Source organism: Arcicella gelida, assembly GCF_034931025.1.
GTDB lineage: Bacteria > Bacteroidota > Bacteroidia > Cytophagales > Spirosomataceae > Arcicella > Arcicella gelida.
Window position 1 is genome coordinate 1 of record NZ_JAYGIL010000010.1, and the last position, 26,883, is coordinate 26,883.

28 protein-coding genes are annotated in these 26,883 nt (G+C 34.7%); 9 read left to right on the forward strand and 19 right to left on the reverse strand.

Features of this window, described 5'->3' with window-relative positions; genetic code table 11:
* Positions 1-276: 276 nt before the first annotated feature.
* From VB776_RS09715 to VB776_RS09750, 8 genes are all read right to left on the reverse strand, one after another.
* Positions 277-759, reverse strand: coding sequence for a nuclear transport factor 2 family protein (locus VB776_RS09715; protein ID WP_323328461.1), 483 nt, complete (start codon positions 757-759; stop codon positions 277-279).
* A gap of 7 nt (positions 760-766) precedes the next feature.
* The gene (locus VB776_RS09720; RefSeq protein ID WP_323328463.1) at positions 767-1,303 is read right to left on the reverse strand and encodes a VOC family protein; all 537 of its coding nucleotides are present in this window, start codon (positions 1,301-1,303) and stop codon (positions 767-769) included.
* Between the two features lie 28 nt (positions 1,304-1,331).
* Positions 1,332-1,973 carry an SDR family NAD(P)-dependent oxidoreductase gene (locus VB776_RS09725; protein ID WP_323328464.1) on the reverse strand — a complete coding sequence of 214 codons (642 nt, stop codon included), beginning with the start codon at positions 1,971-1,973 and terminating at the stop codon, positions 1,332-1,334.
* Positions 1,974-1,981: 8 nt separating this feature from the next.
* Complete coding sequence (locus VB776_RS09730; RefSeq protein ID WP_323328465.1) at positions 1,982-2,821, reverse strand: oxidoreductase; 840 nt, start codon at positions 2,819-2,821, stop codon at positions 1,982-1,984.
* Between the two features lie 98 nt (positions 2,822-2,919).
* Positions 2,920-3,732, reverse strand: a complete 813-nt coding sequence (locus VB776_RS09735) for an SDR family oxidoreductase (RefSeq protein ID WP_323328466.1) — start codon at positions 3,730-3,732, stop codon at positions 2,920-2,922.
* Between the two features lie 40 nt (positions 3,733-3,772).
* Positions 3,773-4,165 (reverse strand): GlcG/HbpS family heme-binding protein, encoded by a 393-nt coding sequence (locus VB776_RS09740; protein WP_323328468.1) that lies wholly within the window; start codon positions 4,163-4,165, stop codon positions 3,773-3,775.
* A gap of 39 nt (positions 4,166-4,204) precedes the next feature.
* The gene (locus tag VB776_RS09745; protein ID WP_323328470.1) at positions 4,205-4,663 is read right to left on the reverse strand and encodes a VOC family protein; all 459 of its coding nucleotides are present in this window, start codon (positions 4,661-4,663) and stop codon (positions 4,205-4,207) included.
* Positions 4,664-4,850: 187 nt separating this feature from the next.
* A complete protein-coding gene (locus VB776_RS09750; RefSeq protein WP_323328472.1) occupies positions 4,851-5,786 on the reverse strand; it encodes an AraC family transcriptional regulator in 936 nt (311 codons plus the stop codon).
* Between the two features lie 1,037 nt (positions 5,787-6,823).
* Here VB776_RS09750 and VB776_RS09755 point away from each other — a divergent pair.
* Both VB776_RS09755 and VB776_RS09760 read left to right on the forward strand, forming a co-directional pair.
* A complete protein-coding gene (locus VB776_RS09755) occupies positions 6,824-7,717 on the forward strand; it encodes an NAD-dependent epimerase/dehydratase family protein (RefSeq protein ID WP_323328474.1) in 894 nt (297 codons plus the stop codon).
* 64 nt (positions 7,718-7,781) lie between these two features.
* Complete coding sequence (locus tag VB776_RS09760; RefSeq protein WP_323328476.1) at positions 7,782-8,738, forward strand: aldo/keto reductase; 957 nt, start codon at positions 7,782-7,784, stop codon at positions 8,736-8,738.
* Between the two features lie 380 nt (positions 8,739-9,118).
* On the opposite strand, the gene VB776_RS09765 is transcribed toward VB776_RS09760, so the two are convergent.
* From VB776_RS09765 to VB776_RS09775, 3 genes are all read right to left on the reverse strand, one after another.
* Positions 9,119-9,610, reverse strand: coding sequence for a hypothetical protein (locus VB776_RS09765; RefSeq protein ID WP_323328478.1), 492 nt, complete (start codon positions 9,608-9,610; stop codon positions 9,119-9,121).
* A gap of 74 nt (positions 9,611-9,684) precedes the next feature.
* Positions 9,685-10,539 (reverse strand): helix-turn-helix domain-containing protein, encoded by an 855-nt coding sequence (locus VB776_RS09770; RefSeq protein ID WP_323328480.1) that lies wholly within the window; start codon positions 10,537-10,539, stop codon positions 9,685-9,687.
* Between the two features lie 134 nt (positions 10,540-10,673).
* A complete protein-coding gene (locus VB776_RS09775) occupies positions 10,674-11,015 on the reverse strand; it encodes a winged helix-turn-helix transcriptional regulator (RefSeq protein WP_323328482.1) in 342 nt (113 codons plus the stop codon).
* 114 nt (positions 11,016-11,129) lie between these two features.
* Here VB776_RS09775 and VB776_RS09780 point away from each other — a divergent pair, with 114 nt between their 5' ends.
* The 7 genes from VB776_RS09780 to VB776_RS09810 all read left to right on the forward strand — a co-directional run bounded on the left by VB776_RS09780 (position 11,130) and on the right by VB776_RS09810 (position 19,457).
* The gene (locus VB776_RS09780; RefSeq protein WP_323328484.1) at positions 11,130-11,492 is read left to right on the forward strand and encodes a DoxX family protein; all 363 of its coding nucleotides are present in this window, start codon (positions 11,130-11,132) and stop codon (positions 11,490-11,492) included.
* A 191-nt stretch (positions 11,493-11,683) separates the two neighbouring features.
* The gene (locus tag VB776_RS09785) at positions 11,684-12,595 is read left to right on the forward strand and encodes an AraC family transcriptional regulator (protein WP_323328486.1); all 912 of its coding nucleotides are present in this window, start codon (positions 11,684-11,686) and stop codon (positions 12,593-12,595) included.
* A 172-nt stretch (positions 12,596-12,767) separates the two neighbouring features.
* Positions 12,768-13,805 (forward strand): efflux RND transporter periplasmic adaptor subunit, encoded by a 1,038-nt coding sequence (locus tag VB776_RS09790; protein WP_323328488.1) that lies wholly within the window; start codon positions 12,768-12,770, stop codon positions 13,803-13,805.
* A 74-nt stretch (positions 13,806-13,879) separates the two neighbouring features.
* Positions 13,880-16,966, forward strand: coding sequence for an efflux RND transporter permease subunit (locus VB776_RS09795; RefSeq protein WP_323328741.1), 3,087 nt, complete (start codon positions 13,880-13,882; stop codon positions 16,964-16,966).
* A gap of 134 nt (positions 16,967-17,100) precedes the next feature.
* Complete coding sequence (locus tag VB776_RS09800; RefSeq protein WP_323328490.1) at positions 17,101-18,384, forward strand: TolC family protein; 1,284 nt, start codon at positions 17,101-17,103, stop codon at positions 18,382-18,384.
* A 1-nt stretch (position 18,385) separates the two neighbouring features.
* Positions 18,386-18,979, forward strand: a complete 594-nt coding sequence (locus tag VB776_RS09805; RefSeq protein WP_323328492.1) for a TetR/AcrR family transcriptional regulator — start codon at positions 18,386-18,388, stop codon at positions 18,977-18,979.
* A 133-nt stretch (positions 18,980-19,112) separates the two neighbouring features.
* The gene (locus tag VB776_RS09810; RefSeq protein ID WP_323328494.1) at positions 19,113-19,457 is read left to right on the forward strand and encodes a hypothetical protein; all 345 of its coding nucleotides are present in this window, start codon (positions 19,113-19,115) and stop codon (positions 19,455-19,457) included.
* 543 nt (positions 19,458-20,000) lie between these two features.
* Here the strand turns inward: VB776_RS09810 and VB776_RS09815 are convergent.
* From VB776_RS09815 to VB776_RS09850, 8 genes are all read right to left on the reverse strand, one after another.
* Entirely contained in the window at positions 20,001-20,351 is a 351-nt protein-coding gene (locus tag VB776_RS09815) for an MmcQ/YjbR family DNA-binding protein (protein WP_323328496.1), read from the reverse strand.
* A 109-nt stretch (positions 20,352-20,460) separates the two neighbouring features.
* On the reverse strand, positions 20,461-21,372 hold the full coding sequence (locus tag VB776_RS09820; protein WP_323328498.1) for a helix-turn-helix domain-containing protein: 912 nt from the start codon (positions 21,370-21,372) through the stop codon (positions 20,461-20,463).
* 153 nt (positions 21,373-21,525) lie between these two features.
* Entirely contained in the window at positions 21,526-21,852 is a 327-nt protein-coding gene (locus VB776_RS09825; protein WP_323328500.1) for a DUF6616 family protein, read from the reverse strand.
* Between the two features lie 109 nt (positions 21,853-21,961).
* Positions 21,962-22,972, reverse strand: coding sequence for an aldo/keto reductase (locus VB776_RS09830; protein ID WP_323328501.1), 1,011 nt, complete (start codon positions 22,970-22,972; stop codon positions 21,962-21,964).
* A 579-nt stretch (positions 22,973-23,551) separates the two neighbouring features.
* On the reverse strand, positions 23,552-24,334 hold the full coding sequence (locus VB776_RS09835; RefSeq protein WP_323328502.1) for a type 1 glutamine amidotransferase domain-containing protein: 783 nt from the start codon (positions 24,332-24,334) through the stop codon (positions 23,552-23,554).
* A 94-nt stretch (positions 24,335-24,428) separates the two neighbouring features.
* Positions 24,429-24,992 carry a Crp/Fnr family transcriptional regulator gene (locus VB776_RS09840; RefSeq protein WP_323328504.1) on the reverse strand — a complete coding sequence of 188 codons (564 nt, stop codon included), beginning with the start codon at positions 24,990-24,992 and terminating at the stop codon, positions 24,429-24,431.
* 171 nt (positions 24,993-25,163) lie between these two features.
* A complete protein-coding gene (locus VB776_RS09845; RefSeq protein WP_323328505.1) occupies positions 25,164-25,808 on the reverse strand; it encodes an SMI1/KNR4 family protein in 645 nt (214 codons plus the stop codon).
* A 391-nt stretch (positions 25,809-26,199) separates the two neighbouring features.
* Positions 26,200-26,796, reverse strand: a complete 597-nt coding sequence (locus VB776_RS09850) for a hypothetical protein (RefSeq protein ID WP_323328506.1) — start codon at positions 26,794-26,796, stop codon at positions 26,200-26,202.
* Positions 26,797-26,883 lie beyond the last annotated feature (87 nt).

Below are 26,883 nucleotides of genomic sequence, written 5' to 3' on the forward strand. Positions count from 1 at the left end.
GTTTAAATGACTCATTGACAATTTTTTCGCTTTTTAATCTTCTTTGTCCCATTACTTTAAAGTTTATAACTAATTTCGATAACTTAACCGAAACTGTCAACTTATTTTAGGACAAGACAGAGAACAGTCGCTCTAGCATTGCCACTAAAGGACTGGGCTTGCAGAAGTACTAGTAGAGTTATTATTTCGCTCGTCAAGTACCAATGATAATTTAAAAACTGATTATAGAGATAACAAACTAAAGCTAGATAATAAATTTAAGTTTTCATTTTGCAGTTATTTTTTAGCAACTTTTACCCGTTTGAATATTTCTTCTAAGTCCAGCGTATCCAGAAACGCAGTTACTTTAACTATTTTTCCATGTTGTATTTCCATAAACCAAGCATAGCTAACATTGTATGGTTTTCCATCAAGTGCAGTTGCCTTGCCATCCCAAATAGCAATTACTGTATTGTTATCTACAAATATTTCTCTTATTGTTGGAATGATTTTTTGAGAAAGGCGGTCATTTAACGGGTTAAGTACTTCATCTATTAGCTGTTTTTTTGAAGTATATGTCTTGGATAGATAGGAGCTTCCCGATATAGTCCAATGTACATCTTCAGCTAATAAATCAAAAAAACTTCCACTGCCATTTGCCCATTTTTCAAACCCTTCCTTTATCAATTGCCTATTACTATCCTGTTGTAAACTATTTTGTTGTGCCATTGAAAATTGAGTTACGAAGAGTAGTGATACAATTATGCTTAGTGTTTTCATTTTTTTATTATTTAAAAACAACTTCTGAAAGTTCAATCAAATTACCCCAAGGGTCAGCAATGAAGGCCAGTTTACGGGTAATCGTTTCTAAATAGAATGGTTCTCCGACAGTTGTTACTCCCCGTTTTTTTAACTCTGCTAATGTTGCATCTAAATTTTTCACGTGCATACAAATATGATGATACCCTGGCTTTGACAGACTTTCGCCTAAATCAGTATAATTCTTTTGTGCCTCCAATTTGCCTTCTGCCAGTATCTCTACCCAAAAACTGTTATCATTTGGGGGGGCTAAGTATGCCAGCTTTTCGTCGGCATAGGGCCACTGATGGATGATTCTGAAATCCATTTTTTCAGTCCACCACTTAATAGCTAAATCATAATTTGGTACACGAATGCCAATGTGATTGCCCGAAATATCAGCAAGTTTACTTTTAGGATTTAAGGCAGGCATATTAAAGCCTGTATTTTCTTGATGTTGTGCAAAAGCACTCGTCGTGAGTGTCAATAGACCAAATGCTATCAACAAGCTTATTTTATTTTTCATTTTATTTGAATGTTGTTAAATTTTAAAATTATTGTTGTTCCTCGGCAGTAGTTCTATCCTGATAGAGTTGCCAAAATTTATCAGCCAGAACCGTCGGTGAGTGTGTAGGGCTTGATTCGGCAATAATATTAGCAATAGTGAGAAGCCCAACATAAATGTTGTCAGGTTTTAACCTCTCGTGAAGCTGTAAAGCCAAACTTCTAATGCCTGCTTTACCAATAGAAAGCGAACCATAATCAGCCGATGGAAATAAAGCAAAGCCACCACCCGATATTAAAAATGCCCCTCGCTTTTCTTTTAAATCATTTTGCAGTATAAGGTAAGCATCTAAAGCAGCCGCAACATTTTTGCTAAAGTCATCAATAAGCGACGCAGAAGTTTCTTCAAGAATGTCTTTGGCTTTTACATCGGCTACGTTGTAAAACAAGATGTCGAAACTGCCCATATCATTTCGCAATTTTGAGATTGCTTCCTTTAAGGATTCTGTATTGCCAACATCAGCATCGGCATAATAACTCTGTATGTTTTCTGCTTTTAGTGTTTCTGCTAATTTTTCAAGATTTTTTTTGCTACGACTGATTAGCCCAACTTTAAACCCTTGCTTTCCAAACTTTCGTGCTACACCAAGACTTAGCCCTGTGCCTGCACCAATTATAAGAATTGTTTTCATTTTTGAGATTAAAAATTTACATTTAACGTTGTTGATTCCCATTCATCAAAGTCTTTTGTAAGCAAAACCAACTTTGCTCTTGCGGCTTCCATTGCATCATGTCCTAATAATAATCTCAATGGGGGATTCGGACATTCAACTACTTTGATAATAGCCTCGGCTGCTTTTACAGGGTTTCCAGGTTGATTGCCATCTTTGTTACGCAACCATACTTTTGTTATTTCGGCAGTTTCAGCATAATCTGAAATCTTACCGGGAGTTTCATTGGCAGAACGTCCAGCCCAATCGGTACGGAATGCACCTGGGGCAACAATGGTTACTTTGATTCCAAGATGCCCTACCTCTTTGGATAGTGACTCAGAAAATCCATCCACGGCGTATTTTGTAGCATGATAATAGCCCAATGCAGGATAAGAAGCTATCCCACCAATAGAAGCAACATTGATAATATGTCCACTTTTTTGAGACCGCATGAGAGGAAGAACCTCTTTTGTAAGATTAGCCAATCCAAAGAAATTTATTTCAAACATTCTACGGGTTTCCGCATCATCGCTTTCTTCAATTGCACCGAAATAACCTATCCCAGCATTGTTTAGTAATACATCAATTTTTCCGAAATGGTCAAGTGTTGCTCTTACAGCGGCTTTAATTTCATTAGTATTTGTTACATCTAATTTTACTGCTAATGCTGTGTTGGGATAAGCGTCAACAATATCTTGAATGTCGCTTGTTTTACGAGAAGCAACTGCAACCAAATATCCAGCACGCAATGCCGTAGTTGCGAAAGCACGTCCAAAGCCAGTTGAACAACCAGTAATTAACCAAACTTTATTATTTGAATTTTCCATTTTTTGTAAGATTTTAAATTTTCAATAGACTTAATTTTGACTACTTGTAATGAAGTCAGAGCATTTTTCTGACTTCATTACAAGTTTTTTGAAAATTTTTAGATTGTATTTTCCCACGCTTTTACTTGATGGTCTTTAAGCATATCTTCTACAAACTGTGGCACGACATTACGGAACTTACCAGTATCAGAAGGAACGATTTTAATCATGGCATCAATCATTTCTTTAGGGTCAAGTCTTCCTTCGGGAGTACCCAATAGAGAATCAAAATTGGCTTTCATGTCGGCACGTTTGGTGAAGTTTTTATCATCATCCAACCAACGGAAAGCATTTTCTGCCATTGTTTCATTGTAGCCTGTCAAGTAAGCACCAGGATTAATGGTTTGCACTTTGATGTTATAAGGCTTTAACTCATCCGCCAAAGCTTCAGCAACTGCTTCCAAGGCGTGTTTGGTTGAAACATAGATACCATAACCAGAAGGTGTAAATAGACCACCCATTGACGAGGTGAAAACTATTTTGCCTTTTTTACCAGCGTTAATCCATTTGGTGATAAATTGTTGGGCAAGGTCTAATGGTGCAAACACATTGGTTTCGTAATTATTTCTTACAAGGTCTAACGGAATTTCAAACACAGGACCACTTTCACCAATACCAGCATTGCTAAACAATACATCAATATCGTATTTCAATGCAACTCTAACATCGTATTTATCAAGTATGTCGAGTTTGATAACCTCAATGTTGTTTTGCAAGCCAAGTTCTTCTACCTTTTGGCGAAGTGCAGTAACCTGTGGAGAGATTTGTACACCTGCAATAATTTTATGACCTAATTGAGCTAAACCAATAGCTGTTCCTTCTCCGAATCCAGAGCCTGCTCCAGTAATCAAAATTGTTTTTGTATTTTCCATTTTTTTAGATTTTTATTGTTTATTGATTTTTTATTGAGTATTAAATGTTGCTGCCTGCTGATGCAATTTCAAAGTCTTGGTCAGGGCTTCCGCCAGAAACTCCAATGTATCCAACTATACTTCCCTGTGATTTGATAGGCATTCCTCCTTTAAATCCAACTAGGCCACCACTTGTATTTACCAAGCCATAAGTTTTGTTTTCAGGATTTAAAAATTCGCCAACAGCTTCCGAGTTCATACGGAATAGCATGGCTGTTTTTGCTTTTCCCATAGCTACATCAATTGAACCAAGGTAGGCATTGTCCATTCTTAAAAAACTTTTTAAATGTCCAAATGAATCAAGGATAGATATGTTTGCATTAACATCAAGTTGCATAGCTTTTTCAACCGCTTGATTGATAGCTCTTGATGCTTGTATTTGTGTCGTTTCCATTTTTCGTAGTTTGTTTTGTTGATTGATTTTTTTGTTTTATTAAATCACCTCTGCGAGTTCAATTACATTCCCCCAAAGGTCAGAGAAGAAGCCAAGGCGTTTGCCAATTACAGGTAAATCAAAAGGTTCGCCGAGAACAGTTACACCACGTTTGCTTAATTCAGCAAGCGTTTCATCTACGCTTTTTACATCCATACAAATGTGGTGGTAACCGCTTGGGTGAAGGCTTTCGTTTAGGTCGGCATAGTTGGCTTTTGGCTCTGGATTACCGCCTGCTAATAATTCAATCCAGAAATTGTCATCGTTGGCTGGTGCTAAATAAGCCAGTTGTAAATCGCCAAATGGCCATTCATGCAGTAAACGGAAATCTAATTTTTCCATGTACCAGTTTTTGGTTTGCTCGTAGTTAGGAACTCTGAGAGCTACGTGTGCACCTCTCATATTTTTAAAAACACTTTCTGTGTTTTTTGCAGGAATTTTGATTGTTACGTTTTCCATTTTGTTTAATTTGTTTATGGTTATTTTTATTTGTTTTTGATGATACAAAGATGCTACAGGTTGCTGCCCTCTATGATAGGAAAGACAAAGGGGCTATTATGAATATCAAAGATGAGTATGGAGCAAAAAAAAATGCTGCTATTAATTAGCAACATTTTATGAAATATGAATGTGAATTTATTTTGAGCTACGCTGATGCTCTAGCAGAAAGAAACGATTTCCTAAACTCTACAGGAGTAAGTCCTGTATTTTTTTTGAAGAAAAAAGAAAAATTTGGTTGGTCAGAAAATCCCATGCTGTAACTAATATTATTCAAGTTCCAGTCTGTTTGAAGAAGTAAAGCTTTGGCTTCATCCAAAAGTCTGTTGCGAATATGAATACTGGCATTTTGTCCTGTGTGCTTTTTTAACAATTCATTCAGGTAATTTGGATGAATAGCTAAGTCAGCTGCAAATTCTTTAGCTGTCCTTATGCGTATTGGGGAATTGTAATTAATGTTTGAGGTTTCTTTTTCCAACAAGTTGAAGAAGTGGTGTATGTGCGAAAATTCCTCAGTAACAGCATCGGGCTTGGGGTATTTCCCCACTTTCATACTCTCTACCATTAATAGCTGAATATAAGCCTGTAATGAATCTTCCTTGTAAGTTCCATTGGTATCTTCTTCTTCCTGCATTTTGATAAATAGATTATTGATAACAGGCACTTCAGATTCACTCAAACGAATTACACTTTTTGATTTGTCGGTATAGAGAGCAAATTTGTCGATAGTAGATTTTAGATTTGGAAAGCTATTTATGAACCCTTTTTTGAACAGCACATAATATCCTGCTGGTTCATCGGAGAGATTTTTCCATGAAATAATATCATTAGGATGGATATACAATATAGTAGGTTCGTCAATGTAGTAGGTGTTAAGCCCCATTGTAAAAACGCCTGAACCTTTTGAGATGAATAATACTTTGTAAAATTCACGCCTGTTGGGCGACAAATAATTTCTGCATTCGTGATACTTGCGATTAAACACTTTCACTGTCCAGTCTTCATAAAAATCCCTCAAAACAGGAATCATATCAGGCAGGTTTCGTAAGGTATCTATTTGCTTTAAATCTATTGTAGTCTTCATCTTTCTATTTTTTGTATTACATTTATTCAAAAAGTGTTACAATGCTAAAAAGCAAACTTACAAATAAATCATGGGTTAATTCTTCTTTAGATGGGTGGAATTTTATCTGCTTGAATTGCAGGAATAACTGCCATGTGTTGGCGATTGCAGCTCTTTTTGTAAGGTTAGCTTTTGTGATGAAGTAGGCAGTAAAAGACTTCGCCTTGAATATCTTTTCGCTTGTAGGGGAACGAAATTTCTTTTTTGGTTTGCACACAACTCAAAAATATGTAAACGTTTTGTAGTACTTTTTGTATTGTTCCCAAACTAGTCTTATGATTTTCTAAAACCTAAAACAAGGAAAAGCATCACACTCTTTAACATTCTAGAGTGTAGAAAACACCTCTCCTACTACCAGTTTTAATGAATTATTAATAAATTACAAACACAATTTACTTTCAAATATAAAACTATCGGTTGTTTGGCTTTTATACAAAAATCGTTTTTTGTGTGACGCTACGACCAAAGTTATGATTGAATAAGTATAAAAAGGGTGAACAAGGGCAAAACAAATAAGAATTAACCGTGTTTTCGATGAAATATATTTTCCTGCTGTTTTCCAACATTTATCTAAATATCAACCACAGCTTGAAAAAAGGTTGGATAAAGGAGAGTTATGAAACGTTTCAAATCCCATTCATTGAAAAAGTAAATCAAATTTTAGCACTAAAAAAGAAGATTCAAAAGCCAATACCAGTGAATTAGAAGCAGAAATTGACCGATGAAGAGATTTTGATTGTTGAAGGCAAATAACCTCAAAGAGGTTGTATATTTGATTAGAAAATAGAAAAAATATAATGGTAAATTCAGCACAAAATATCCACAAATTGACGAATTTTCAAGCAATACTCCTGCTTGCCATAGTATTTTTCAATAAGACTACGCCAAGCAAGGTTGCAGTCTGAGATTGCATATTATTTGTTCCAAGTCTTTAGACTTTGAACTGCTGGGGTTAGTAACAAGTAAAACCCTTATAAATTCAATAAACAAATAAGAAAATGAGAATTCTTTTTACGGGTGGTTCGGGAAAAGCAGGAAAGTACGTAATTGCGTATCTGCTAGAACAAGGGCACAAGGTACTGAATGTGGATATAACACCTTTGAGCCTTGTTGGGGTTGAAAATCTAATAGCTGATATTACAGATGCTGGACAAATGTTTAATGCCATGAGTTCTTACATTGGCTTAGGTGAATTGGAAGGTGGCAATGGCGTACCAAAATTTGATGCAGTAGTACATTTTGCCGCAGTTCCCAGAATTTTGATTAAACCAGATAATGAAACCTTTCGAGTGAACACAATTGGGACGTATAATGTGATTGAAGCAGCTGTTAAACTGGGTATTAAAAAGATTGTTATTGCTTCTTCGGAAACCACTTATGGCATCTGTTTTTCAGATGGACAAACTGACCCGAAATCATTACCCCTTGAAGAAGATTATGATGTGGACCCAATGGATAGTTACGGATTATCAAAAGTTGTGAATGAAAAAACGGCACAGAGTTTCCAGCGACGTTCAGGTATTGATATTTATGCACTCCGAATCGGAAATGTGATTGAACCTCATGAATACGCAGAATTATTCCCGCATTATTTTAAAAATCCTGAAGTTCGTCGCAGAAATGCTTTTTGTTATATAGATGCCCGTGACTTAGGACAAATTGTAAATTTATGTTTACAGAAAGACGGGCTTGGCTTTCAGATTTTCAATGCTGGAAATGACCACAACGGTGCTATTATTCCAAGTAAAGAATTAGCCGAAAAGTTTTTCCCCAACGTACCCATTACTCGTGAATTAGGCGAACACGAAGCCTTATTTTCTAATCGGAAAATCCGAGAAGTACTTGGATTCAAAGAACAGCATAATTGGAGGAAATACGTAAAGGCTGAGTGATTTGTAGTTCGGTAAGCCTACTGAAAACTGCATTCACAAATAATCAAATTTATAAGAAAAATTCATGAAATATCTTCAATTTAGTAATAATGACAGCATCCCAATGTTGGGTTTAGGTACTTGGAAATCAGCCAAAGGTGAGATTTATCAAACCGTTAGAAAAGCCATCGAAATTGGTTATCGCCATTTTGATTGTGCTTTAATCTATGGTAATGAACAAGAAATAGGACAGGCAATTTCAGATGCAATCAATAATAGAGAAGTAACCAGAAATGAGCTTTGGATTACCTCAAAACTATGGAATAATCGCCATAAAAAAGTTGATATTCAGCCAACTATTGAAATAACATTGGATAGTTTGAAACTTGAATATTTAGATTTATACTTAATTCATTGGCCAATAGCACTCTTAAACAGCGTAAACTATCCACAAGACGGAAGTGAGATGATTGACTTGAAACACATTCCTTTGACGGAAACTTGGCAGGGGATGATTGCTTTAAAAGAAAATAATTTGACCAAGCATATCGGTGTTTCAAATTTTAGCATTAAAAAAATCAATGAATTAATCAGTGAAACAGGCGTTTGTCCAGAAGCCCTACAATTAGAACTGCATCCATTTCTTCAACAAAATAAAATTGTAGATTTTGCCAATGCCAACAACATCATCCTCACGGGTTTTTGCCCTCTTGGTTCGTCAGATAGACCCATCAATAGGATTTCAGCAGGTGAACCCAAGTTGTTTGAAAATAAAACAATTATAGATATTGCCCAAGAAAAAGGAAATACACCCGCACAAATTATGCTCGCTTGGGCAATCAATAGAGGCACATCGGTCATTCCAAAATCCGTAAATCCACAAAGGTTAAAAGAAAATTTGGAAGCGGCTAATATTGAACTTACCCTTTTAGAAATGGAGAAAATCAATCAATTAGATCAACATTATCGATATATTAAGGGTGATTTTTGGTGCTTAGAGGGCAGTGGCTACACCTTAGAAAACCTCTGGGATGAAGTTTGAGATAGAGCTGAATCAAGAAAGACTTAATATGCCTGCGGGGAAAACAAAGTCAAGGCTTGGCTTTGATATAGTGCTATTTTCGTTCTAAAATCATCCCTTTTTAAATCCTGACGTATCAAGCCCAAACTAGTCTTAGGATTTCCTAAGACCCAAAACAAGAAAGATTCCTACCCTCGAAAAGGCTAATTGAATATATTAAACCGTTGCAAGGCAAAAGGAATATTTATCCCTGATACATTTTACGTGCATGACGCTCTTTAACATTTTGAGTCGTAGGAAATAACCTACGACTCGTTTGAGAACATTATTAAAAAATAATCTAAAATTTGATTGTTTTTCGTTAAGGTACCTTAGTTATTGATGGCTGTTGCTTTTGTGAATTAGCTATTGATGGCATTATTAATTTTCCGTTGATGACGAAACTGGTAAACAGAACCAACAATAAATAGCAATAAGAATACAAGAAGTGTTATTCCGATAACAGGGTCTGTTGGTGCTTTTGCCAAAGGATGTCCGATTGGGACACGGGTAAAAGTTTCGTTAATAGTAGGAACCCACGACAAGAAAAAACTAAACGAAAGAAGGAAATTCTCAAAATATCGGCTTTTGTTGTTTCCCTGTTTTTTGCTGTGTAAAAAATAAGCTCCGGCCACCAAAGCCACAATAAATAAGGCAAAAATATGACCAGGATTAAAACCGTGTTTTAATAAACCCAATGATGTAAGTGACGTAACGATGGTTCCGTAAAAATAAATTTTGCCTGAAGGTTGCTCTAAACCTATTTTTCCGTTTTTTCTGAATGAAATAATTGCAGCAATGATGGCAATAATGCCAATGATGGTATGAAAAATACCTAAATTAGAAAGTCCCATTTTTTATTTTTGATTTGAATTAACATTACAAATGTGCGATGAAAAAATAGGAATGATTTTGCGAATTAGGTCAACTATTTGGCAATTTGGCTCAGACGATAATTGGTCGGTGCCATGTTGTATTTTTCTCCGAAACTTTTGGTAAAGTTTGCTAAGTCATTAAAGCCACAAGTAAAGGCAATGTCGCTAATACGTTCGTTTGATGCCAATAATAATTTAGCTGCCTTTTCAAGCTTTTTTGTCTTGATATAATTGGCAGGCGTATCATTATAAAGTTTCGAAAATTCTCTTTTGAATGATGACAAGCTTAAATTAGTTTGGTCTGCCAACTCTTCAAGTGTCAGCTGTGAAAATAAGTTTACTTCAATTATCTGTTTGAAAGTGTAAGTTGTTGGCGAAAAAAGTTGTGATAATATTACTTGAACTGATTCGGCATTTTTTGTTTGGGAAAGTAAGAGTATAATTTCCTTTAATTTCAAAATCAAAATATCCTCATTTACCAAAGACGGGTTTTCAAAGTAAAATAAAAGTCCTTCAATGTATTTTTGAATTAAAAAATCATTGTTAATTTTTTCGCTGGATTTATTTGAAATAATGTTTTTGGGTACCTGAAGCAGTGATGGCAATTCACGGTTATAAACTTGCTTTAAAATCTCTGGGTGGAAAGTAACAATTACGATTTCACAAACATTTTCTGAATTTGCGTTTTGTATTCGTTTTCCGGATTTGATACAATTTAGAAACAAAGCATAGTTGGCAGGAATATTCCTTTGTTCACTATCAAATTGATATTGAAATTCGCCTTCTTTTACAAATAAAAAACAGGCTTGTTCGTTTACGGGAAAATCAAATCGGAAAGGCGGCTTTAACGCTACCTTTTGAATAAATATTTTTCCAAACAAATCGATTTTTTTATAATTGATTACCATCTCTAAATTAATATTTGAATAACGTCAGCAGGTCTGTCAACCTGCAAGGGATGAGTAATTTTCCAATTCTTTCATGGTTTGGTTTAAAGCCACCACGAAAGCTTAGCGATTATCGGCTCGCTGTTTTTCCCGTTTTACTTTCCAATTATTTTTTTTCTGTGGTTTTGTCCCCAATCACGCAATGCTTTCATTACCTCAAATAATGTTTCTGCGTGTTCGGTTATTTCATATTCAACGGTCGGTGGAAAGGTCTCGTAAACTGTCCGCTTAACAAGATGATTTGTTTCCAAGTTTTTCAATTCTTTGCTCAACATTTTATCGCTAATTCCTTCAACTTCTCTTGTAATTTCTTTAAACCGTTTTGCTCCACCCGACAACGAAAACAATATCGGAAGTTTCCAATTTCCACTTAATGTTTCCATTGCATCTTTTATGGCACGAATGCCCGAAGAATCACATTTAATTGCCTTTGTCATTATTCAAAATTACATTACTAACCTAAAGGTGAGTGCTAACTGTTAGGTTAGTGCTTACCATTGGTTAGCAAATATAAATAGTTTTGCAACGTCAAATCAAATAAATTAAGAAAGATGAGCAAAGAGAAAAAAATCTATTGGACAGTTACCATTATTACAATGGCGTTAATTGTGTTACCCTCGTATTTTGCACCACGTGAATACTTAGAGGAAACCATTCGCAGAATGCAATTCCCGGATTATTTCGGATTAGAATTAGATATTCTAAAAGTTGTTGGTGCAGCAATTATTCTTATTCCTGCCATTCCTGCAATGTTTAAAGAATGGTCATATGTGGGATTTGGAATACTTTTACTTTCAGCAAGTCTGGCACATTTTCTTATTGATGGTTGGGCAAAAGGTATTGCCCCTCTTGTACCGTTTGCAATTCTTTCTGTGTCTTATTATTACTTCAGAAAACTGAATTATACGAAGTGAAATTTTCATCGCAATTTTTGCGATGAGTTGTCTTTCGGCTTGCGGTCAACAAGCCGAAAAGCAAGATGGCGTTGAAACAAAGATTATAAAAATGCTTTGTATGAAAAACCAAGACTTGAAAATTATAAATTATGTAATAAATTTACGAACTGTCGAATTATTTCCTCTAGCAGAGAGTTGAATTTACATATATGAAACCCAAAGAAAATAGTGTACCAGTCTATAAATTAACAGATTTAATGATAGACGATCCACAGCCTGAACTTTATGATATAAAATCAGATGATTTTAACATAAAGGTGAACACTCCTTTGGTTGAACTTGAAATCTTTAAGAAATATTTTCGTACAGATTGTTTCATCATATTCCTCGTTTTAGAGGGAGAGATAAGGATTGATATTAATTTAGAAGAGTATTGTGCTAAGAAAAACAACATTATTATTGTTTCTCCTAACGATTTGAAACGCTCTGTCTCTACAAAAGATGCTCTTGTATCAAGTATAGCTTTTAATGCTAATTTTATAACTAAAGCTACCGATACAGTTAAAAATATATCTGAAGTTTTTAGTTATTTGACTTATCAAAGCTTACCTCTTTGGACGCTAGAGCCTAAAGATGCTAATACTCTAAAAAAGCTGTTGGAGCAAATCTCATATCGTACTGTTGATATAAAAGAACATCCTTTTGGGAAAGAATTACTTTATACTCATTTTAATATTCTTCTATACGAATTAGGCGGTTTTGCTAAAAAGTACTCAATATTTAAAAGTACTAATTTGTCCAGAAAAGAAACTTTGGTGATGAACTTTGTATCTCTTTTACAACAAAAAGTTAAATTTCAACGCAATGTTCAGGCTTATGCTTCTCAGCTAAATATTACACCTAAATACCTTACTGAAACCGTCAAAGAAATTTCTGGAAAAAGTGCCGGAGAAATTATTGATGACTTTGTTATTCAAGAAGCAAAAATAATATTGAGTGATTCAAATTTAAGTATTTCCGAAGTTGCAGAAGAACTTCATTTTAGTGACCAGTCTTTCTTTGGAAAGTTCTTTAAAAGACATACTGGGATTTCTCCAAAAGAATATCGCAAATTAGATTAATGTATTACAATATTAATTTTTGTAACACATTAATCTCGACTTCTTATCATTTCAAAAAATAGAAAAACGACTTTCTGACCAATCTTAACGAATTCATGACCTTTTTAAATGCTACTTGGTGTGCCAACTTTGTAACATCAAATTATAGTATCATTTAAACATGAATATCCTTATGATAAAGTCAAATCTCGTAAAGGCTTTCCCTTTATTAGTGACCACCCTAATGCTTTCAGCCTGTGGAAATAAGCCCACAAAAACGCAAGATAAACCTAAGGCTGTTAAGGTAACAACTCAACAAGTTGAAGAAATTAATAGTCGCCAAAAACTTAGCTATTCTGCTACTATCGAGCCAGATATTATTACCAAAATAGGTTTTGCAGTACCTGGTGTAATCAACAACGTTACGGTGAAAGAAGGGCAGTTTGTAAAACAAGGTCAGTTATTGGCAAGCATTGATGCTACCGAATACGACAATGCCTTAATTATTGCCAATGCAGGCCTAGAACAAGCCGAAGACATGTATCAGCGACTTAATGAACTTTATCAAAAGGGAAGTCTTCCAGCAAAAGATTATATCGATATTAAAACAAAGCTAGCTCAGGCTAAAGCCAGTAAAAGTATTAATAGTAAACATATTGCTGACAGTAAATTGTATGCTCCTATGTCGGGTATTATTACAGAGAAGTTGATTGAACGTGGAAGTATGGCCGCTCCTGGTGTTCCAGCATTTACCATTATTAAAACAGATAAAGTTTATGCTAAAGTCACTGTCCCAGAAAATGAGATTGGAAGTTTTAAAGTAGGAATGACATCAAATGTATTTATTCCGACCTTAAGTGATTCAGTAAAAGGAACCATATCGATTATTAATCCACAAGCAGATGCTGTTTCAAAAACTTATTCAGCAAAAATTCTTTTAAATAATATCGGGCAAAAATTACTCCCCGGCATGATTGCCAATGTTGAAATTAATCCAAATAAGTATGTTCCTGTAATTACGATTCCAGCTACGGTAGTACTTAGAGATGCAGATGACATTACTTATGTATTTGTTGTCAATGCAGAGAAAAAGGCTGTCCGTAAACGTATAACCATAAGTAGTCTTATTGGAAGTAAAGAAGTAATTGTAAAAGACGGACTTACTAAAGGTGATTTAATTATTGTGGAAGGTCAGACTCAACTCAGAGATGGCTCATTAGTAAGTTTTTAAAATGATACATCAATGTCAGTTTTTAGCAAAATAAAAAAATGGAAAAACGAAAGATAAATTTTATTGAGGCTGCAATGAGATACAGGGAAGTAACAATAGTTATAACTTGCTTGTTATTAATATTCGGCTATTATTCTCTTCGGAATATGCCCCGTGCCGAAGACCCTAAAATTGATACGCCAGTAGCAATGGTCTATGCTTTTTATCCTGGTGCCGATGAGGTACAAATGGAAAAACAAGTAACTTCCAAAATAGAACAATATTTATTCTCTTTTGAAGAAGTAAACAAACAAAAAACAAAATCGCAAACAAGAGATGGACAGGTCTTTATCACTGTTGAGCTCCATACAAGCGTAAAAGATAGAAAGAAATTTTGGGCTACTTTACAACATGGTTTTAATACTGTTGTTCGTGGTAATATTCCATCGGGCGTTATTGGCCCAATTACAAATAGCAATTTTGGGGATGTAACGGCTCAAATCATAGCTGTATCTTCTTCTACAAGGAGTTATGCAGAACTAGAGAAGTATCTTGATAAGATGGAAGATGTACTAAAAACGATTCCTGAAGTATCAAAAATCAATCGCTCTGGGGGACAGAAACAACAAATTTATGTTACTGTAGATGATCAAAAAATGCTACAATATGGCTTTGACTTAGGAACGATAGTCAATACCTTACAAATGCAAAACATTACAGGTTATTCTGGAGAAATGACAATCAGTAAAAATACTATTCCTGTATTTACGAACAGTCAATACAAAACAGAAGCTGATATAGCCAATCAAGTAATCTATACAACACCTAAGGGAGTAGTAGTAAGACTAAAAGATGTTGCGTATATAGAAAGGCGTTATGAAGAAGAATCTTCATATATTCGTATTGGCAATGATAAGGTGATGCTGATTTCAACAGAGATGCAACCTGACAACAATATTGTAGCTTTTGGAGAAAAGGTTGACGAGAAACTAAAAAAACTTCAAAGTAGCTTTCCCGATGACATAAAAATTGAAACGATAGTTAATCAGCCAGAGGTTGTTGCTGAAAGTATCAACCATTTTATGATTGAGTTCGGAATGGCTATTGCGTCTGTAATCATCGTAGTAATGTTGTTGTTGCCTCTCAGTATGGCAGCCGTTTCTTCAATTGCAGCACCTATTGCCATTCTTATCACTTTTGGTTTGATGAATATGATTGGAGTAGAGCTACATCAGGTTTCACTGGCAGCACTTATTATTGTACTTGGAATGGTAGTGGATAATGCCATTGTAGTGGTGGATAATTATATTGAAAAATTAGATGAGGGTATTACGCCGTGGACTGGTGCATGGCAGGCAGCAACTCAACTTACTTTGCCAATCTTTACTGCCACTTTAGCTATTATTTTTGCTTTTGCACCACTAGCATTTTTTATGAATGGTATAACCAAGGATTTTATGGCCTCTTTACCTATTACAGTTGCCATTGCATTGATTACCTCTATGTTAGTTGCCTTGTTTTTAACACCTTATACATGTTATGTGTTTATTAAAAAAGGATTAAAACACAAAGTATCTGACCGCCCACCTAGAAAATCATTATTAGATTACTTACAAAATGTATTTAATATAGCTGTTGAATTTTGTTTCCGCTGGCCAAAAATAACAATGGTTTCTGCTGTAGTCGCTGTATTAATAGCCTTCTTAATTGCTAGTAAAGTAGATCAAGAGTTTTTCCCAACTAGCGAACGCAATCAATTCAATATAGAAGTTTGGATGCCCGATGGAACTGCTCTAACTGAGACAGACAAAACTGTGAAAGAAGTTGAAACTATTTTGAAAAAAGATAAAAGAGTTGTGAGTATTGCAAGTTTTGTCGGCACTAGCTCTCCTCGTTTTCAAACTTCTTATGCACCAGAAATTCCTCGAAGAAATTTTGCTCAATTATTTATCACCACCGTTGATAATAAGGCTACTGATGATATTGTGCATGAGTATCGTCCTAAACTTGAGTACTTGGTAAAAGACGCTTATGTTAGATTCAGACAATTGAGTTTCCAAGAAGGCTCTCCGATAGCGGTAAAAATAATTGGCAATGATATTAATGACCAGAAACGTGTGGCTTTACAGATTGAGGATATTTTACGCCAAGCGAAAGGGACAAACTGGGTACGTACCGACTACGAAAATGATTACTTAGGTATTAGTCTCAATGTAAAAGAAGATATTGCTGCTCGTTTGGGAGTACCCAATCAGGTAATCACTCAAACATTAGGTGCTGGACTAAAAGGTTTTGCTGTTTCTCAATTATGGGAAGGAGATAAACCTATTGATATTTTTCTTCGATTAGATGCCAATAGCAGAAAGGATGTCAACCAATTAGGAAATTTGCATTTAAGTACAATGTATGGAACGAAAGTGCCTTTGAATGAAGTGGCAGAACTCAAACCTTCTTGGCATACTGGGGTTATTGCACACCGAAATGGCATTAGAACACTCACTGTTTTATCTGAAGCTCAAAATGGCATCAGAGCTTCGAATATTCTGAAGGAAATTCAACCTAAAATTGAAAAGCTAAATTTACCTGAAGGAATAAGTATTGAATATGGAGGTGATTTTGAATCAAATGCTGAAAACGCACCCGGAATGCTTAGCGCTTTAGGGGTGAGTTTAATCTTGATTTTTATTACTTTACTATTCCAATTTAAGAGTTTAGCTAAAACCTTAATTATTTTATCGACTTTCCCATTAAGCTTGCTTGGTGCTTTTCTTGGTCTATATCTCACCAATAACCCAATAGGAATGACTGCCTTTATGGGCGTTATCAGTCTCATTGGTATTGTAGTACGTAATGGAATTATCCTCGTTGATTATGCCGATGAATTGGTTTTAGAACATCATTATACTATCAAAGCTGCGGCATTAGCCTCTGCAAAACGTCGAATGCGTCCGATTTTCCTTACTTCAGCAGCAGCGGCAGTAGGTGTTGTCCCAATGATTGTTGGAAAATCTCCATTATGGGCTCCACTTGGAAGCGTATTAGCTTTTGGTCTAATTATTTCAATGGTACTTACCTTGTTTGTTGTGCCTGTGCTTTATTACAAATTTGTAAAACCAGTACCTGAACCTGCCGATGAATTTGATGCAAACGTTGAAATTCAATACAAGCCTGAACATCGCTAAAATTTTGAATGAGTACAATAAAATGGACTGAGGGGGATGAGTGAGATGAAGGTTAATTTTTCAATACCGTGTGAGAGGGAATCCCCCAAATGTTTTAAACTAAAGTGAGTTCGATAAAAACTAAAAATAAGAAAATGAATTTTATCAAGTATTGGAAAGTATTAACAGTCACAATAATTGCTGGGATAAGTTTACCTTGTGACGGACAAAACGTTACACTAACTCTTCAAGAATGCCGACAAATGGCAGTGACGCAAAACAAAAAAATAAAGGCGGTACAATCTCAAATTGCAGCAGCCAAAATTGCTAATGAGACAGCTGGGCTCAATAATCGCCCGTCTTTTGATGCTTCAATCATGGGGGTTCATGTCGGAAAACCTCTTGACAAATTACTTCCCCCTGCCCTATTAAATGGTTCAGTCTCAGCATCACAACCTATCTATACTGGTGGAAAAATAAAATTGGGTCAAGCTGCTACTGCAAAAGCGATTGAAATAACAGAAGATCAAAAAACAATGACCGAAGTAGATGTGCTATTTGAAGTAGAAAATGCCTACTGGCAGATTGTTCAAGTAAAGGATAAAATAGTGCTTGCCAATAAGTACAAAGAAATGTTACAACAACTTCATACAGAACTCGAAAATGCAGTAAATGCTGGACTTACTTATAAGAATGATTTATTAAGAGTAGAGGTAAATATGAATGAAGCTGATTTGAACATAGCAAAAGCTAATGATGGCTTGGTATTGGCAAAACTCAATTTAGCACAAATCATTGGACAATCTAATCATACAGATTTCGATATTAAAGATTCAGTTGATGGAAATTTCAGTGCCATGGCGACACAGTCTTTCGATGGCATTGCAGACAATCGACCTGAAATCAATTTACTTAAAAAAGCCATTGAGATTGAGCAAATTCAGACCAAGCTGATTAAAGCAGACCTTAAACCACAAATAGGTTTTTCATTATCTGGGTTTAGCAGTGTGGGTAAAAAAATTAACATCGGTAATGGGGAAAATTCAATGACGTCTTATTACGGCTTGTTGAATGTATCTATTCCTATTTTTGATTGGGGAAAAAATGCCAAGAAAGTAAAAGAACAAGCATTGCATATAGAAGCAAAACAATGGGAATTAGAGGGAACAAAAGAGTTAATTAACCTTCAAGCTCAAAGTGCGTGGCTGCAAATCAACCAAACAGTAAAAAAGATTGACCTAACAGGCCATTCAATGAAACAAGCTGAAGAAAACCTCAGATTGGCCAATAATCGCTATAAAGCTGGCACAATTACTGGAAAGGATGTACTAGAAGCTCAGGTGATTTGGCAACAAGCTTATAGCAGTAATATAGATGCCAAAGTGGAGTATAAAGTTAATATAGCCAATTATAAAAAGGCTATTGGAGAGTTGAGATAAAATGAAGAGTAAACAAATCCATATTATTGAAACGGCAATGTCCCTGTTTAGCAAACAGGGTATTAATGCCGTCACAATGGATGAAATATCAATTAAATGTGAAGTATCTAAAAAAACAATTTACGAATACTTTATCAATAAGTCCGCTTTGGTAGAAAATGTTATTAAGCACTTATTAAGTAAAACGGAGCGATATATTAGGGTTTGGCCAAGTATTTCACCTAATGCAATTTCAGAAATAAGGTATTATTTCCAATATGTAGAGGTCAACATATTTATTATTTCCCCGATGTTCTATCATGATTTAATTCAGTACCGTTCTGCATATCATTTGTTTTTACAATTTATAGATGAAAAATTATATGCTTTCTTATTGCAAAATATTGTTAGAGGGCAAACAGAAAATATTTATCGAAGTAATACTGAATTGATAATCAAAGTACATTTATGGTTTATCAAAAAAATTATAAGTGATGTGTCCTTACAAGTAGAAGTTGATAGAATCAATTTTTTTTCTTGTTCCAATGATGCTTTATTACGTTCATTACTCAACAATAATGGGCAAAAAATGGCGCTGAAAAAAGATGTTTTCTAGCTAAAACCAATAATAAGCTACACCTAGAATACCTTTCTATTTACAGATAGCGAAATTGTGGTTTAATACAAATCACTCGCCAATTTAAGCGTTAAATTGATAACCCTAACATTTGTTAAAAAGCACAAACAGCATGGAAACATCAATGTCAAATACAAGAATTTTTTTTCTGGTACAGCAATATCACGAAATGATGAATGATAATATGCAATATATTCAGGAAGGCATCATATTATTAAAGCAGCACTTTATTCAAGGAACAAAGACAGAAGAACTTGAGGAAATAGAAGTTGAGCTTTCATCCCTACACGAGCAACATACCCAAAATATTTATACTTGTTTGCAAATAAAACAGGCATACTTAACCGACAATAAAATAATCATGAATCAGCTCAATCAAATTTTTAGCATGATAGAATGTAGCATTTTTAGGGCTGAATGCGATTTTAGACGATTAATAAAACGAATCTCTGAATGATTTTTCTTGTAGAAATGTTTATTGATTTTCTTATTCAGTATCAAAATCTAACGTTATTATGCTACCAATAATTTAGAAAATAACTTTACAAAAATTCCTTTTTTGGTAATTCAGGATTGGATTGTCTCAATTCCGCTCACTGAAAGTGTGATTAATACCATTACTCTAAGCATAGCTATTTATTTTTATGTTGTTGTTTATCGCAAAGTAAACTAGGTTATTGATTATAAAAGTCCCTTACATAAAGGCTTATCTATTCATATTTTAGTCTGAGTATAAGTCTTGTTTTTTGTTTAGCAGAACTGGTCTTAGAATTTAAAACAAAGTAGAGCCTCACGCCCGAAAAGGCTTATTGAATATATTAAAATGTTTAAAAGCAAAAGGAAGATTTATCCCTGATACATTGTACGAGGTGACGCTCTTTAACATTTTGAGTCGTAGGGAATATCCTACGACTAGTTTGAGTTTTTGCAGCCTTCACTGATTTTAATACATCCGTGCCATAAATTCCAAATTACCGACATAATTAATTATTCTATAATTTTATCTATTTCCCTTTGCCCCGCCTTTTGCAACTAATTGATATGATTTTTCAACTAAATCCTTTATGATTTCGTCAGGAACATTGCCATTTAGGTTAACATTAATCCAATGTTTCCAACTCAGATTGAATGGTTTTTCAAAGCCATCTTTTTCTCTAAGTTCTTCAATAGTTTCAGGATTACATTTCAACGTGCAATAATCGAATATATCAATATCAAAAAAACAAAACATTTTCTTTCCTACATAAAACACAAGAATAGCCCTTGAATTTTTGAAAAATCCCTGAAACGGCATTCCTTCGTGCGTATCAGGAAAAGATAGACAAAATGCTCTTAATGTTTCTATATCCATTACTTTTGATTGCTGTTAGTTCTGTTGGTGAATGTCCAAATTGTTTTTTAAACACAGAATAGAAATGTGATACATTTTCAAAACTCACTTTGTATAAAACGTCAATCGGTCAGTTAAACGACTGTCGAAACTCCAATGGTGTCTGCTGTGTTTTGTTTTTAAAAAGTTTATTGAATGATTGTGAATATTCAAAGCCTAACTGATAAGCAATTTCGCTTACTGTCAAATTAGTTGTTGATAAAAGTTCTTTTGCTTGTTCAATAATGTAATTATGTATGTGTTGTTGAGTTGTTTGTCCTGTCAAGTTTTTCAACAAATCATTAAGGTAGTTTGGCGATACATAAAGTTGCTCTGAAAAATATTGAACACTTGGCAAACCTTTGTCAGTAGATTGATTTTTAAAATAGGTTTTTAATAAATCTTCAAACTTACTTATCAAGTCATTAGAAACTTTTTTTCTTGTGATAAATTGTCGGTTATAAAAGCGGTTACAATAATTCAGTAACAAATCAATATGAGAAACAACTACATCTTGCGTGTAATTATCTATCATTGCTTCAATTTCTCGTTGCAGATTTAGCATTAGACTTGAAATAATTTGGTCTTCCGCATCTGAAAGATGCAACGCTTCATTAGTGGCGTAATCAAAAAAGCCGTAGTCTGTAATCTTTTTTGCAAGTGGATTGCTGTGAAGAAAATCTGGATGGAAAACAAGCATCCAACCTTCGGCTTTTGTCGAACTGTTTTCTTTTATCGAAAACATTTGTTTTGGTGCAAAAAATGTCATTGTTCCATCGTCAAAATCATAATACTGTTGTCCGTATCTTATCTTTCCATCAAAATTCTTCTTCAAATAAATTGTGTAAAAATTATAGACAATTGTGTTCATTTCTTCACAAACATTAACAGCAATCTCGTCAAGATTTACAACACTTACCAAAGGATGTGTTGGTTTTTTAATATTCAGAAAGTGATGAAGTTCTGAAACAGACTTTAGAATATAAGTGTTATGATTTTTCATTTTATAAAATTTAAAAAAACAGCAGATAAATGTTTATTTATCTGCTGTTTTGAATGCTACAAATTAACGCCTTTTATTGATGCTTCGTCATGCCTTGCTCCGATAACTATTCACAAACGATGTAACCGAAAAAAGTGGCAACAAATTTTCAGATTACATTGTAGTGAGTTTTTCAAAAATGTCGGTAGAACCACCTTTCAGATTTAACTGGTCAAAGTATTTAAACCAGCCTTCACTTACCATCAGCTTTTGAACTGCATTTGCAAGTTCATCGGTTGGAATTGTCCAGATGACAAAAAAATCATAACCAGCACGTTGAATGGTGTCGTGATTATTTTCATTCATGCTCACTATTGCTACACCTTGTTCCATCAACCCCTTTGATGAGTCATTAACGTGAGTTAGGTAAGCGGCTCTCTCCTCTTTGCTCAAATCAAGCCAAGCTTGCGTAGGGGAAAACATTTCGATAAAATACTTCATGATTGTATTTATTTATATTTTTTCAATAAAACAGATTTGATAACATACATATTCTGTTATACTCTTTACAAAAAGATAGTCAGCATATAAATTACTGGCGATAGAAATTTTATAGATTAACGCCTTTCATTGATGCTTCATCATATCTTGCTCCCGTAACTGTGCCCAACGGAATAATTGCTTCTAATCGGTTTAGGTCTTCTTGAGTTAGCATAATACTTGCTGATGCAATATTTTCTTCTACGTATTTAACACGTTTTGTACCTGGAATAGGTGTGTGTCCTTTTGCAATAACCCACGCAATTGCCAATTGTGCAGAAGTGATATTCTTTTCAACTGCAACTTTTTTTATTTCATTTACCAATTCTACATTTTTGTAAAATTGCTCGCCTTGATATTTGGGCAGAAATTTTCTCCAATCATTTTCACCAAAATCTTCTGGCTTTTGAATGGTGCCATTTAAAAATCCTCTTCCAACTGGTGAATAAGCAATCAGACTAATGCCTAATTCTTTCAAGGTATCCAAAATACCCAATTCTTCTATTTGTCTTTCAAATAAAGAATACTCAGACTGCACTGCTGTAAGGGGATGAACTTGGTGTGCTTTTCTTATGGTTTCAGAACCTACTTCCGAAAGACCAATATATTTTACTTTTCCTTCTTTTACCAATTCTGCCATTGCTTCTACGGTTTCTTCAATGGGTGTGTTCGTGTCTAATCGATGCTGGTAATACAAGTCGATATAATCTGTACCAAGATTTTTTAACGAACGCTCAACTGCTTTTTTTACATAATTTTTACTGCTATTAAATGCTCCTGTAGCTTGTCCGTTATCGCCAATTTCAAAGCCAAATTTTGTGGCAATAATGTATTTTTCCCTGTTTCCTCGAATGGCTTTTGCAATCAATTGTTCGTTTAAAAAAGGACCATATATATCTGCCGTGTCCAAAAAATTACCGCCCAACTCCAATGAACGTTGAATGGTAGCAATGGCTTCTTTTTCATCGGCTTTTCCATAAATATCTCCACCGAAACCTGTTGTCATACCCATACAACCAAGACCTAAGGCAGGAACTACTAATCCCTGACTTCCTAATTTTACTTCTTTGATGTTGCTCATATTAATTTGTTTTAATTCACTGCAAAAGTCATTAGAATTTTGTCAGCAAATGTATCCAAATCACTTGGTGTTGTGTCCAAAAAAAGTTTGGTTGAATTTTGTGGGGGGACTGTTGTACCATTACCGCTAACTCGCTGATATAAGAAAGTTTTGTCGTACTTTTTGTATTGTTGAAGCCTGAATTTCTACAATCCAAAGTAATAATTTATCTTTTAATCCCAAAAAATAGACTTCCTTTAAATTTAATCGGTCAGACAGACTAACAATTTTCAAATGACTTACTTTAAAACATGGGTATAACTATAAATGAGAAACAAACCCTAAAAAACAAAAAAGCAGACAAAATCTGCTCTTCCAAATATCTTCAAACCGAACGACAACTCCATAAAAGAAACAAACTAAGCCGACCCCTAGCCTAGCCGTCCACCATTCTTTCATGATTTGGCTTTCAGCCACCACGAAACCTTAGCTGTTGTTACCTGCTGGCCTTTTTTCGTCTGTTCATTTCGCTTTGTAAAAACACAAAAAGGTAAGGTCGCAAATTGCAACCTTACCTTTAAATTAATTCGTTTGTAAAAACTATTTCAGTTTTCTTAATTCTGCCAAAGTCGCTTCACCTACACTTTTTGCAGATGCAGGATTTTGTCCCGTTACTACTCTTTGGTCAGCCACAACGTGATTTTGCCAAAGTCCTGATTTTTCAAAAATTGCTCCACGTTCAATTAATTTAGTCTCCAACATAAACGGAACAACATTTTCAAGTCCAACAGCAATTTCTTCTTCGTTGGTGAAAGCATTTATCTTTTTTCCGTCCACCAAATATTTTCCATTATTTAGTTTGATGTTTACAAGCCCTGCTGGTCCGTGGCAAACTGCACTAACTACACCATTGTTTTCGTAAATTTTTTGTGTAATTGTCGAAAGTTCTGCATTGTCAGCAAAATCCCACATTGTTCCATGTCCACCTGCATAAAGTATTGCCGAATATTCTTCTGGTTTTACTTCTGATGGTTTCATTGTGTTCTCAATTTTAGTACGATATTTTGTATCTTCCCAAAACTTCTTGTTGGTTGAATCGTCCAAATTGAAACCGTCCACTGGTGCTTTTCCTCCTTTTGGACTTACAAAGTCAATTTCATAACCTGCTTTGTGCAAAACTTCCCAAGGATGAGAAACTTCTGCTAAATAATAACCTGTTGGCTGACCTGTGTCGCCTTTTTTGTCGTGGCTTGTTACCACAAATAATACTTTTTTCATTTTACTTACTTTTTTAGTTTGTGCCGTTGCTTGATTTAAAGAAAGAATGGTGCACCCTGCGATTACCATTATTCCCGTTGCGATTGATAGAAATACTTTTTGCATTTTTATATTGTTTAATTATTACAATGCAAAAGTGGCAACAATGCAACGGTTGGCACAGGAACTAAATCACAAGTTTTTTGTGAGGTATGTCACACTATGAGAAGAGTCGGCTTAATGTTTCTCTCGAAACACCTAAATATGCAGCAATTAGTGTTTTGGGAACTCTTTGAAAAAGTGATGGATATTGAAGTAATAATTGTTCGTAACGTTCTTTTGCATTACTGTTGAGTAATGATAAAATTCTACGTTGCAAGGCAACATAACCAAAATTAGATTTTTTTCTAAAAAAGTGTTCTATTTTGTGTAGTTCAGAACAAATTTTATCTCTGTTTTGTAACGATAAACAAAGTAATTCTGCATTTTCAATGCAGTCAATAGTTAATGTTGCTTTTGTTTGGCTAAAATAGGCTTGATAATCAGTAACCCACCAATCTTCCATAGCAAATTGCATAATATATTCTTTGCCTTCTTTGTCAAAATGTGATGCCTTCAAAAGTCCCTTCACTACAAAATAATCATTCGTAACGTTATCATCTTCTTGAATTAGGAATTGACGTTTTTTTAGTTTTTTGGTTGTGAAATGGGAAAAGATATAGTCAAACTCTTGGTCGGTCAGCGGTGTGATTTTCTCAAAATGTTGTCTTAATTCGATACTCATTTTTTGTTGATGTTCAATGTTCGTTGGTGGTCTCGTAGGCTTGCAGGTAACGTTGAAGCATTGGCGTTGTGGCGGGAATAGCATTACGTCAGCCGAATTATAGCACAAAAGCTAAATAGTAGTACAACTGTTGAGCCTATATTCGTCAGCCGCCATAATGACAATGCAATGTTAGCTGTCGTTTTCAGTCGTCCAATAATTTGTCACTCGTTGTTTGTTGGGAAATTCCTCTAAGTCATTGATATGCGACGTCTGGTAAAAGACATCTTTAATAAGCCAACTTTGAAATGTGTCTGTCCACAATGAGCCATAAATGTAGCCCTGATTGAGGCCGTGATTTTTATGTGCAATTGAAAGGTAATAAATTGGGTTTGTCAACTTGTCAATTACCATAAAATAGTAGTTATGGACTGGAAAAATGAATGGAATGCCTTCTTTTTTCATTTGTTCAATCGTCAGCCCATTCATATCTAATCGCTCTTGTATCAATTTCTTTATTTCAGGCAAATGTTCAGGATAGGAAAAATAAACAGGTGCGTAATAGTATGGCAATCCTTGCTCGGCATAAACATTAACTCCAGGAAAATCTGTGCCATTCATTGTTTTATAAAATTCAATTAATTCGTATGGAAAATCAAACCCTAATTCGTTTTGAAAATCTACTAACTCTTGATTAGTAAGTCCAGGTCGCCACTTTGTTCCTCTCTGGTGTTGTAATCCTGCGACATCTTTTTCAAGTTCTATCATTTCAAAATATTTTTCGCTTAGGTCTTTAAACCAAATCATAAATTCTTTTAGGTCGTCTGGGTGGTTCATAAAAATGACAGCTAACTCGCTAATATACAAAAGTTTTTGTAGTATTTTTTGTATTGCTAATACAAGTTTTTGTGTTTACTAAAATAGTTGTTTTATTAATAATTCTAAAAAATTCTCTTAATTAAATTTAATTGTCCAAACAGACTAACAATTTTCGAAAGACTTACTTTACCAACATGGGCATAAATATAAATGAGAAACAAGCCCTAAAAACAAAAAAAGCAGGCGAAAACCTGCTCTTCCAAAATCTTGAAGTCGAACGATAACTCCATAAAAGAAACCACCGAAGCCGACCGCTAGACTAGCCGTCCGCCCATGTTAAGTTCAAGACTAGTCGTCCACAGAGATGAAACACTACCAAATTTTCCACCAAGGTTTTTGTGCATTATTGTCAATAGTTGTAACCTGTAGGTTGTTTCTCTAATTCTGTTCTCTTGTCAATGTATTCAAAGTGATTGTATTCGTCTTTGATGCCTGTCAAAATAACTTTGCCTGTGTCCAACCAAGAAATGACTTTATTAATTTCAGTTTCAAGGTCGGGATAAAAACTGTTTAATAATGTAGCTTGTTCTACTTCATTCAAATCGTCCCAAGTCTCCTCATAATTATTAATTCCAGGTACTTCAACTCGTAATCCGTAGCCCAAGCCTAAGCTGTCAAAAAAGTTATATCCCTTACAATATAGGTCATAGAAAGTCATTAAGATTTCTGGCAGTTCTTTGTTGCGATTTAAAGACTTTGTCAACAGTTTGCGGATTCGCCTTGTTTCAAGTTGTCTTTTGTCAATATGCTTTTCTAAAAGTCTGAACAAACCATATTTTGCATTGTCAGTTTTATAACCATACGAAATGAGGTCTAAATAGTCGTCAGAGTTAAGGATTGTTTCAAGTCGCTTGTCGGCATATAACCATTGCTCAAATTCTAAAGCAGTTTTGTCACCACTTAAAGTGTCAAAAAATATTTGTTCTATGTCAGCTGGAAGTGTCATTTAAAATTACAGGCAACTCGCTAATATGCGAAAGTTTTGTAGTACTTTTTGTATTATTCCCAAACTAGTCTTAAACTCTCTAAAACT

Bases quoted from the DNA above. Each gene is read 5' to 3' on its own strand.
- VB776_RS09795 (WP_323328741.1), top strand. From the start codon at position 13,880: ATGAGATACAGGGAAGTAACAATAGTTATAACTTGCTTGTTATTAATA.
- VB776_RS09815 (WP_323328496.1), bottom strand. From the start codon at position 20,351: ATGGATATAGAAACATTAAGAGCATTTTGTCTATCTTTTCCTGATACG.
- VB776_RS09730 (WP_323328465.1), bottom strand. From the start codon at position 2,821: ATGGAAAATTCAAATAATAAAGTTTGGTTAATTACTGGTTGTTCAACT.
- VB776_RS09760 (WP_323328476.1), top strand. From the start codon at position 7,782: ATGAAATATCTTCAATTTAGTAATAATGACAGCATCCCAATGTTGGGT.
- VB776_RS09715 (WP_323328461.1), bottom strand. From the start codon at position 759: ATGAAAACACTAAGCATAATTGTATCACTACTCTTCGTAACTCAATTT.
- VB776_RS09820 (WP_323328498.1), bottom strand. From the start codon at position 21,372: ATGAAAAATCATAACACTTATATTCTAAAGTCTGTTTCAGAACTTCAT.
- VB776_RS09810 (WP_323328494.1), top strand. From the start codon at position 19,113: ATGGAAACATCAATGTCAAATACAAGAATTTTTTTTCTGGTACAGCAA.
- VB776_RS09735 (WP_323328466.1), bottom strand. From the start codon at position 3,732: ATGGAAAATACAAAAACAATTTTGATTACTGGAGCAGGCTCTGGATTC.
- VB776_RS09745 (WP_323328470.1), bottom strand. From the start codon at position 4,663: ATGGAAAACGTAACAATCAAAATTCCTGCAAAAAACACAGAAAGTGTT.
- VB776_RS09835 (WP_323328502.1), bottom strand. From the start codon at position 24,334: ATGCAAAAAGTATTTCTATCAATCGCAACGGGAATAATGGTAATCGCA.
- VB776_RS09750 (WP_323328472.1), bottom strand. From the start codon at position 5,786: ATGAAGACTACAATAGATTTAAAGCAAATAGATACCTTACGAAACCTG.
- VB776_RS09720 (WP_323328463.1), bottom strand. From the start codon at position 1,303: ATGAAAAATAAAATAAGCTTGTTGATAGCATTTGGTCTATTGACACTC.
- VB776_RS09840 (WP_323328504.1), bottom strand. From the start codon at position 24,992: ATGAGTATCGAATTAAGACAACATTTTGAGAAAATCACACCGCTGACC.
- VB776_RS09740 (WP_323328468.1), bottom strand. From the start codon at position 4,165: ATGGAAACGACACAAATACAAGCATCAAGAGCTATCAATCAAGCGGTT.
- VB776_RS09790 (WP_323328488.1), top strand. From the start codon at position 12,768: ATGATAAAGTCAAATCTCGTAAAGGCTTTCCCTTTATTAGTGACCACC.
- VB776_RS09800 (WP_323328490.1), top strand. From the start codon at position 17,101: ATGAATTTTATCAAGTATTGGAAAGTATTAACAGTCACAATAATTGCT.
- VB776_RS09755 (WP_323328474.1), top strand. From the start codon at position 6,824: ATGAGAATTCTTTTTACGGGTGGTTCGGGAAAAGCAGGAAAGTACGTA.
- VB776_RS09825 (WP_323328500.1), bottom strand. From the start codon at position 21,852: ATGAAGTATTTTATCGAAATGTTTTCCCCTACGCAAGCTTGGCTTGAT.
- VB776_RS09845 (WP_323328505.1), bottom strand. From the start codon at position 25,808: ATGAACCACCCAGACGACCTAAAAGAATTTATGATTTGGTTTAAAGAC.
- VB776_RS09765 (WP_323328478.1), bottom strand. From the start codon at position 9,610: ATGGGACTTTCTAATTTAGGTATTTTTCATACCATCATTGGCATTATT.
- VB776_RS09775 (WP_323328482.1), bottom strand. From the start codon at position 11,015: ATGACAAAGGCAATTAAATGTGATTCTTCGGGCATTCGTGCCATAAAA.
- VB776_RS09770 (WP_323328480.1), bottom strand. From the start codon at position 10,539: ATGGTAATCAATTATAAAAAAATCGATTTGTTTGGAAAAATATTTATT.
- VB776_RS09780 (WP_323328484.1), top strand. From the start codon at position 11,130: ATGAGCAAAGAGAAAAAAATCTATTGGACAGTTACCATTATTACAATG.
- VB776_RS09805 (WP_323328492.1), top strand. From the start codon at position 18,386: ATGAAGAGTAAACAAATCCATATTATTGAAACGGCAATGTCCCTGTTT.
- VB776_RS09850 (WP_323328506.1), bottom strand. From the start codon at position 26,796: ATGACACTTCCAGCTGACATAGAACAAATATTTTTTGACACTTTAAGT.
- VB776_RS09725 (WP_323328464.1), bottom strand. From the start codon at position 1,973: ATGAAAACAATTCTTATAATTGGTGCAGGCACAGGGCTAAGTCTTGGT.
- VB776_RS09785 (WP_323328486.1), top strand. From the start codon at position 11,684: ATGAAACCCAAAGAAAATAGTGTACCAGTCTATAAATTAACAGATTTA.
- VB776_RS09830 (WP_323328501.1), bottom strand. From the start codon at position 22,972: ATGAGCAACATCAAAGAAGTAAAATTAGGAAGTCAGGGATTAGTAGTT.